This window comes from Methanohalophilus sp., from assembly GCF_030156785.1.
Lineage (GTDB): Archaea > Halobacteriota > Methanosarcinia > Methanosarcinales > Methanosarcinaceae > Methanohalophilus.
Window position 1 is genome coordinate 107,288 of the sequence record NZ_JASGLW010000006.1, and the last position, 8,362, is coordinate 115,649.

Genomic DNA, 8,362 nt, shown 5'->3' on the forward strand with positions numbered 1-8,362 from the left:
AACCTGGTTATGTATTATTTATACAATACCGCGCATAACCACAAACAATTTGAAAGAAAGCGTTGTATATATCAGACAAGGATCGAAAGGTGATCAAAAATGAGCAATGTTGTTTTACTGGATTTCAGTGCTACATGGTGTGGCCCCTGCCAGATGCAGAAACCAATCCTCAAGGAAATTGAGGCGGAAATGGGAGACAAAGTCGAAGTTAAGCTTATTGATGTGGATCAACATCCCGATGTTGCAGGGAAATATGGAATTCACGCCGTACCTACGTTAATAATCGAAAAGGATGGAGCTGAAGTGCGCCGCTTTACAGGTGTAACCAGCAAGGATGTACTTATCTCAGAGTTATCTCAGTTACTCTGAGCCATTTACTTTTTTCTCTTCGCGCTAAGCTAAAATATATTGGATCCTTTTTCTTTTTGAGGGACTACTTTGGATAAACTTATAGACATGGGCTTGTTGGTTTATCGGCAGAAAAATTCACGTGGTGGTTTTAAACCCCATATTGGACTAAGATTCCGATCACAGGAAGGCGATATACGTTCATTTGTTGTTGACACAACCCGCAGTCCCCAGAAGTACTCCCAGCCCGATGCCTATCTGATTACCCATGCTCATTCTGATCATCACGGCAGTTCTGCCATGCGTTCCGATCGTGCTGCATGCACCGAGAAAACTGCCATGGCACTTGAGCTGCGACATGAAAGGGAATATAGGGGCAGTATTCTCTAGGAAAATGGTGAGGGTGAAATATCCAATGTTAAAATCAAAACCTATGCCACTGGGCATACTGAGGGCTCGGTTGCCTTTGGATGGGAAAACGAAAACGGAGTTCGCATTCTTGTTACGGGTGATGTGAAAGATGCTTCAAATCTCCCCAAATGTGATATACTCATAACCGAAGCTAATTACGGTGATCCAAGCGATCCGTTCTGTCATTTTGAAGATGATCTGGAATCATTTGAAGATGTTCTTTTTTCAGAAGAAAGGGTTGCCTTTGGAGCATATTCTTTCGGGAAGGCACAAAGGGCGGTTCAATTAATTCGCCAGATGGGCTATGCGGATGCAATTTCTATGGAATCCACTTCTCTTGAACTGACACGTTCCCTGATGCCTGAGGCGGGTGAACTGGTTGGGATTGAAATGTCTAAAAAAGTAACTATAGTTCCTCCAAATCATCTTGGAAAGTTACCTTCTTCAATTTCAAAATACGTATTATCTGCAAGACAGGATCATCCTTTCCCCTCGGTATGTATCAGCGATCATCTTGACGCTCACGGGCTTGTGAATATGGTTGAACAAATTGATCCGGAAGCTGTGGTAGTCTATCATCCAACAGGCCACAGACCATCACGTTTTGCTTCTCATCTTTGCTCACTTGGCTTTGAGGCTATATCCACAGAAAATGTACCGAATGTGTTGAGCCATGAATTTTTCTAAAAAAGCGGACAATAAATGTTTATATAGGTTATGATGTCTAATCAACATCCATAATATTCACTAAGGAGAAAACCCCCTTGAAGAATAATCATACTAAGGAAAGCTCCAAAGCAGTGGAAGGGAAAGTCTCTTCTGCAAAATCGACAGACTCTGCTGTCAAAATAGCTATTAAGGAGATGACACCTGAAGAAAAACGAACTTTACAGATTCAGGCAATTGTCAAAACCGCTATAGCTGCCTATGTGGGAGTTATAGCAGGGGTCATTGCTTATTTCCAGCTTGGTGCAGCTACTGAGACCAAGTGGTATGCCATGTTAACCATCATTGCCATACTGGCTTATTATGTACAGCGTTTGATCTTTCCAGCATTTAAGATCAACACTAAGGAATTCGGGCTTAAAGGCTGGTTTTATGTTGAATTTTTGGTAATTGACTTTTGTCTTGTGACATGGACTCTTCTGCTTAATTGATGAAAGTGTCCTAATGGTCTAAAGGGATTAGCATGCGAATTGCAATATTAAACAGGGATAGGTGTCAGCCCCGCAGATGTAGTCATGAGTGTGAGAAATATTGTCCCCGGGTGAGATCCGGTGATGAGACTATTGTTTTTGGTGATGACGGGAAACCTATCATTTCTGAGGAAATGTGTGTGGGCTGTGGCATATGTGTAAACAAATGTCCATTTGATGCTATAATGATTATTGGATTGCCGGAGGAGCTTCATAAGCCGACCCACCGTTACGGGAAAAATGGTTTTGCTCTCTATGGGCTTCCAACTCCCGAGGCAGGAAGGGTATCGGGGATACTTGGTCCAAACGGTATAGGAAAAAGTACCTGTGTCCAGATTCTTTCCGGCAATCTGATTCCTAACTTCGGCGAAGGGAATACCGATTGGGATGTAGTGCTGGAACACTATGCAGGCACTTCCATGTATGATTATTTCAAACAGGTTGCAGATGGTGCTGTGCGATTATCCCAGAAACCGCAGTATGTGGACATGATTCCAAAGGCATTTAAGGGTAAAACCCGTGATCTTCTTGCAGGTGTGGACGATTCAGGCAAGCTTGACGATCTTATAGAAAGACTTTCATTGTCCCATATAATTGATCGTAACATTGGTGATCTCAGTGGTGGGGAGTTGCAGCGTGTTGCCATTGCAGCATGCGCTGCCAAAGATGCAGATTTCTACTTTTTTGATGAAATAAGCCCTTACCTTGATATACACCAGAGGATCAAGGTTTCACAGCTTATTCAGGAGATTGCTCAGGATAAGGCTGTACTTGTTGTTGAACATGATCTTGCGATTCTTGATATGCTTTCCGATGTGGTACATATTGCATACGGTGTACCCACAGGGTATGGTGTGATTACCCATCCCAAGGGTGTAAGGATTGCAATTAACCAATACCTTAAGGGTTATTTACCCGAAGAAAACATACGTGTGAGACCGGATGCAATCACTTTTGAGGTGCATCCACCAAGATCGGAAACCGATGTTGCAACCCTTGTGGAATATGACAGTTTCACAAAAAAGTATGAAGGTGGTTTTTCCATGAAGGTGGATGCGGGTTCCCTTAAGGAGGGAGAGGTTCTCGGCATCGTGGGACCCAATGGAATCGGTAAGTCCACATTTGTGAAAGTGCTTGCAGGTATTGAAGAACCTGATGAAGGTGAAATGAATCTGGATATTGAGATATCCTATAAACCACAGTACATACAAGCAGATCAGCCAATTCCTGTAAACTTTTTCCTGAGAAGCATATCCAAGAAATTTGATTCAAGCTATTACCAGTCTGAAATTGCAGCTCCGCTAAATCTTGAGAACCTTTATGACAGGCTTCTTACCGATCTCAGTGGTGGTGAGTTGCAGAGGGTAGCTATAGCAGCTTGTCTTTCCCGCGATGCAGATATGTATATTCTTGACGAACCCAGTGCCCACCTTGATGTCGAGCAGCGCGCTCTTGCAACTAAGACTATTAAGAGGTTTGCGGAAAATAGCAAGAAGACCGCAATGGTAGTTGACCACGACATCTACATGATTGACATGCTGAGCGAGAGGCTCATTGTATTTGAAGGAGAACCTGCAGTTTATGGTTTTGCCCATTCCCCCACAGGTATGCAGGAAGGTATGAACAAATTCCTTGCCAACCTTGACATTACATTCAGAAGAGATGAGGATACACGCAGGCCACGGGTCAATAAGAAGGGTTCAAATCTTGACCGCAAGCAGAAGGCAAAGGGTGAGTATTATTACTACAATATTGGCGAGTAATATCTTGACATATTCTCACAATGATGCTTTTGTTTGGGATGTTCTTTAGTAATCACATACATCCATTAGGTCATTAGCCGTGTTTTCTATCCACATACCACGATGGGAAATTACTGTACTCAATAATCCCGGTAGGAGTAAATCATACAATAAACAGAACATGGCAGTTGTTTATGAGATGCCCGTTGTAGAAGGAGGGACTGTTCATGGGCAAAAAAGCTGCAATTCCCAGTATTTTTCCATTAAATCAGATATTTAGTGGAAGTTCCAGATTTTTAATCTGTAACACAGATCATTGTTTCTAACAGGTTTTTGATCTATGTAATTTCTCTTTTTATTGCTATGTAAATACTGCGTAGCAATAACATGATCAGTATCATTGGGCGCAGTTACAAAGAGTTTTTCATCCCCCTTACGGGATAGAGCGGGCTTAATTCAGTTCTGTGTATTCAGAAATTTTAAGGGCAAATACATACAAGATTTTAATCGACATTAACGAAATAACATTTCTTTTTGTGCAAATCTTCGATAACTATTTATTAAAAGAATATATTTTAGTATTACTGATTAGTAGAAACTTAACACTAATAATAACAAAAACTAAAATAGGTGTTAAATGGAGGAACTATGCACATACCAGATTCATTTATGCCACTCAGTCAGGCACTTATTTACTGGGCTATCGCTATACCTTTCATAATTATGTCGTTGCGATGGGCAAGAAAAGAAATGGATGATATGAAAAATCCTATTCTTGCAGCCCTTGCTGCGGGGATATTTGCAATTCAGGCTCTGAACATTCCTATTGGGATGGGCACCAGCGGTCACATGGTTGGTGCAACGCTTGTAGCTATCGTATTGGGAAGCCCGTGGGCAGGATTACTCGTACTGACTCTTGTCCTGATTGTCCAGGGATTCGTGTTTGGGGATGGCGGAGTTACCGTAATGGGCGCAAACATCATCAACATGGGATTGATTTCCGGGTTTGTCGGTTATTATACATTTGTAGGTCTGAAGAAACGTGTAAGCATGAGCATTGCTGCTTTTGTTGGTGCGTGGCTTGGCCTTTTTGTTTCATCACTGGCAACGGCGGTTGAATTATGGCTTGCGGGCACATTCCCTCTTGTACCGGGGTTAATGGCAATGGGTACCTTCCATTTCATCATAGGTATTGTAGGAGAGGGATTGATAACAACCATTGCACTTTCAGCAATTGCAAGATCCAGGCCGGATTTGTTGTCGGATATAGTTAAAGACATCCATGGGGGAGCGGAAGCATGAACCCGAACATGAAGTTCCTTTTAGTTGGCCTTGCAATTGCCATTGTCATCTCGGTTGCAGCGCCTTTTCTTGCATCCCCTGACCCGGATGGGTTGGAAAGTGCAGCAGGAAATATAATTGAAGAATCTGAATTCGCAGAACTTGAAGAATCAGAACCTGCCGTTCAGTCTCCAATGCCAGACTATTCAATTGAAGGAATGGGTAAATCCGGGGAAATATTGGCTATAACAATAGGCAGTATTGCAATGCTTCTGATTGCATATGGTATCGGGAAAGCTGCAAAGATATAATGTTTCAGCTTTCCAATTACTTTTTTATACATATAACTGGATTACAATAAGCAAACCGGCAGTAATCGTCAGAAAAGTAAAATCTTGAAAACGCAGTTTTTCTTTATGCAGGTACACACCATCTTCCTTGTATCCACGGCATAGCATACTGATGTACGTCCTTTCTCCCTGTTCGTAGGAGCGAATAAAAAGTGAACTTATGGTATATGCAACCTGTCGGAGAATCCATTTTCTTGGTACTTTTTTGTTCCATATATAAAACAACCTGACTTTTTGTGCAGTACGAATTCTTTTGAGAAATACCCAGAAAAGAAACAGGTATCTTACCATCATAGTAAGCAGTAGTGTAAACTCGGCAGGAATTCCCAGTCTTCTGGCTGCTGCAACCATCTCATTCATTCGTGTGGTCGATGACAAAAGAATGATTGCGGACACACATACTAGAAACTTCGCAAACAACAACCCGCCAAAAAAAAGTCCTTCATAAGTGACAGCAAGTCCAAATGGCAGATCTATAGGATAATAGGTAGCCTTATCTAAAAATGAATGTCTTACAAAAGGCTGGAGAGCAACGATACTTGTTCCAAATGGCAGAGCAACAAGTAGTCGTAAAAGGACATAAATAGGATTCAATCGGGCGATTGCCATCAGAATGATTAGATATAATTCCAGTGCTCCCAGTTTATAAAGATTGGTATATTCAAGAGGTGACAACCATACGCTGTAAACTATGATGGCTATCACCATTATGAGCTTTACACGTCCATCCAGATCGTGGATTGGTGTTTGTTTATATGCCTGTCTTTCTATGTCAGTGAGAGTAATATCCATAAAAGCAGTCCTTCATTTCCTTATTACTCTTAGCAGTTCGTCTCTTGCTTCATGGGGGGTGGACTGAATTTTTATATCGACTCCTTTTTCCTGCAGCAGTTTGAAAACCTCTGCGACCCTTGGCATCCTAAGGTTTGATTTTCTTAGAAGCTCCTCGTCACCGAAAATCTTCATTGGCACGTCATCGGCTTCGATTTTACCTTCGTGGAGTACAATTACCCTGTTTGCAAATGGGGGTACAATGTCAATCTCATGGGTGGACAGTATTACGGTAATGTTGAGTTCCCGATTCATCCTGTCAATTATATCAAGCACTTTCTCCGCGTTTACGGGGTCCAATCCAGCGGTTGGTTCGTCAAGTACCACTACTTCAGGTTGGATTGCAAGAATGCCCGCGATAGCAACCATTTTTTTCTGACCGCCACTGAGGTGATGAGGAGCTCTTTTTTCAAGTCCTGTAAGGTTAACTATTTCAAGGGCATTTTTGACCCTTTCTTCAACTTCCCCGATTGGCAATCCCATATTCATCGGACCGAAAGCCACATCTTCCTCTACGCTGGGTGCGATAATCTGATCATCAGGGTCCTGGAAAACAATTCCTACTGTGTGCCGGACGTCCAGTATATTATCTTTTTTGATTGGAAGCCCTTTTACATACACGCTTCCTGCAATGGGTTTAAGTATCCCATTAAGGTGCTTGAAAAGGGTTGATTTTCCTGCACCGTTTGCTCCGAGAACTGCAATTTTTTCTCCCGGATATACTTTAAAATTAACTCTATCAAGAGCGTTTTTATCACTGTGGGAATACCGAAAAGAAAGGTTTTTGGCTTCGATCACAGGAATTGGTTGATCCATGCACCAGGATTCTTACACATTAGATATATATGTTATCATTTGTGAAATGTACGGAAATACGTAACACTATTGTATTGCATCAAATGTTGCACGTAATCTGATTGGCAGAAGCATCCTTCCAGCAATATTTAAGATATAGGTACTTCATTATCCATTATCATGCTCACAAAAAGAATAATCCCGTGTCTTGATGTTACCCTTGATGAGGAAGGCGGGACTGTGGTCAAAGGCGTGGAATTTGTTGATCTGAAAAAAGCTGGTGATCCTGTGGAACTTGCGAAAAAGTACAATGAACAGGGTGCCGATGAACTTGTATTTCTTGACATAACCGCGTCCCATGAAGGCAGAGATACCATGATCGATGTTATTGAACGAACTGCTAATGAGGTTTTTATTCCCCTGACAGTGGGTGGAGGTATTAGCTCTGTGGAGCGTATTCGTGAAATTCTAAGGGCTGGAGCGGATAAAGTTTCAATAAACACAGCTGCAATAAAAAACCCGGAACTTGTGCGGGAAGCTTCTTCTATATTCGGTTCACAATGCATTGTTGTTGCTATTGACTGCAAGCGGAATAATGATGTTGAAGACAACCCTGATAAAACCATACTTACTCTCGAGGACGGGACAAAAGCATGGTATGAAGTGGTGATTTACGGAGGACGCAAGCCTACTGGCATTGATGCTGTTCAGTGGGCAAAGAAGGTAGAAGAACTTGGTGCAGGTGAGATTTTACTTACCAGCATGGACAGAGACGGGACCCGCGATGGTTTTGATGTTCCTATCACCCGCAAGCTTTCCGAGGAACTTGAAATCCCGATTATTGCATCAGGCGGCGTGGGATCTCCCGAGCACATGTATAAGGGCTTTGTGGATGCAAAGGCTGATGCAGGGCTGGCTGCAAGCATTTTCCACTTCGGGGAGTATACTGTAGGTGACGTGAAGAAATACCTCCGCAGCCGTGACATACCGGTACGTGACTAAAGGTGATTTAATGGAAATCTCCGAATTCCAGCAGCTTATGAGAGACCTGTATGTCGAGAACGACAAACGCAGGGGTCCGACCGCTACAACCCTTTGGCTGGTGGAGGAAGTCGGGGAACTTGCGGAAGCCATACGGCGGGATGACAGGGAAAACATAAGGGAAGAGCTGGCGGATTGTTTTGCCTGGATAGGGGCACTTGCCAATCTTTATGACATTGATCTTGAAGAAGTATTTTGTGAAAAGTATCCCGATTCCTGTCCGTCATGCGGCAGAAAACCTTGCATTTGTACTGATTAAAACAAACAGTAGAGATTTCTGATTAACTCCTCTTCTCACCCAAACTAAACAACAATATTTATATCTAATCAAGATAAATTTAGTTATATGAGTACTTTCATTAATTTC

The 8,362-nt window shown here is 42.3% G+C and carries 11 protein-coding genes; 9 read left to right on the forward strand and 2 right to left on the reverse strand.

Annotation, left to right across the window (positions count from 1 at the left end):
- Positions 1-99: 99 nt before the first annotated feature.
- The 7 genes from PWQ49_RS04845 to PWQ49_RS04870 all read left to right on the forward strand — a co-directional run bounded on the left by PWQ49_RS04845 (position 100) and on the right by PWQ49_RS04870 (position 5,289).
- Positions 100-369 (forward strand): thioredoxin domain-containing protein, encoded by a 270-nt coding sequence (locus PWQ49_RS04845; RefSeq protein WP_300608559.1) that lies wholly within the window; start codon positions 100-102, stop codon positions 367-369.
- Between the two features lie 69 nt (positions 370-438).
- Entirely contained in the window at positions 439-738 is a 300-nt protein-coding gene (locus tag PWQ49_RS08305) for a hypothetical protein (protein WP_363321807.1), read from the forward strand.
- 123 nt (positions 739-861) lie between these two features.
- The gene (locus PWQ49_RS08310; protein WP_363321808.1) at positions 862-1,446 is read left to right on the forward strand and encodes a hypothetical protein; all 585 of its coding nucleotides are present in this window, start codon (positions 862-864) and stop codon (positions 1,444-1,446) included.
- A 77-nt stretch (positions 1,447-1,523) separates the two neighbouring features.
- Positions 1,524-1,916, forward strand: a complete 393-nt coding sequence (locus PWQ49_RS04855; protein ID WP_300608561.1) for a hypothetical protein — start codon at positions 1,524-1,526, stop codon at positions 1,914-1,916.
- 32 nt (positions 1,917-1,948) lie between these two features.
- Complete coding sequence (locus tag PWQ49_RS04860) at positions 1,949-3,718, forward strand: ribosome biogenesis/translation initiation ATPase RLI (protein ID WP_300608563.1); 1,770 nt, start codon at positions 1,949-1,951, stop codon at positions 3,716-3,718.
- 627 nt (positions 3,719-4,345) lie between these two features.
- Positions 4,346-4,999 (forward strand): cobalt transporter CbiM, encoded by a 654-nt coding sequence (gene cbiM / locus PWQ49_RS04865; RefSeq protein ID WP_300608565.1) that lies wholly within the window; start codon positions 4,346-4,348, stop codon positions 4,997-4,999.
- Positions 4,996-5,289: a PDGLE domain-containing protein gene (locus PWQ49_RS04870; RefSeq protein ID WP_300608567.1), complete on the forward strand. Its 294-nt coding sequence runs from the start codon at positions 4,996-4,998 to the stop codon at positions 5,287-5,289. The genes cbiM and PWQ49_RS04870 overlap by 4 nt, the downstream gene beginning before the upstream one ends.
- Before the next feature lie 24 nt (positions 5,290-5,313).
- Here PWQ49_RS04870 and cbiQ read toward each other — a convergent pair whose 3' ends face one another.
- The gene (cbiQ, locus tag PWQ49_RS04875) at positions 5,314-6,120 is read right to left on the reverse strand and encodes a cobalt ECF transporter T component CbiQ (protein WP_300608569.1); all 807 of its coding nucleotides are present in this window, start codon (positions 6,118-6,120) and stop codon (positions 5,314-5,316) included.
- Between the two features lie 12 nt (positions 6,121-6,132).
- Positions 6,133-6,975 (reverse strand): ATP-binding cassette domain-containing protein, encoded by an 843-nt coding sequence (locus PWQ49_RS04880; RefSeq protein WP_300608571.1) that lies wholly within the window; start codon positions 6,973-6,975, stop codon positions 6,133-6,135.
- A 159-nt stretch (positions 6,976-7,134) separates the two neighbouring features.
- Here PWQ49_RS04880 and hisF point away from each other — a divergent pair, with 159 nt between their 5' ends.
- Both hisF and PWQ49_RS04890 read left to right on the forward strand, forming a co-directional pair.
- Positions 7,135-7,956 carry an imidazole glycerol phosphate synthase subunit HisF gene (gene hisF / locus PWQ49_RS04885; protein ID WP_300608573.1) on the forward strand — a complete coding sequence of 274 codons (822 nt, stop codon included), beginning with the start codon at positions 7,135-7,137 and terminating at the stop codon, positions 7,954-7,956.
- A gap of 10 nt (positions 7,957-7,966) precedes the next feature.
- Positions 7,967-8,254, forward strand: coding sequence for a MazG nucleotide pyrophosphohydrolase domain-containing protein (locus PWQ49_RS04890; protein WP_300608574.1), 288 nt, complete (start codon positions 7,967-7,969; stop codon positions 8,252-8,254).
- The last annotated feature ends 108 nt before the right edge of the window (positions 8,255-8,362 follow it).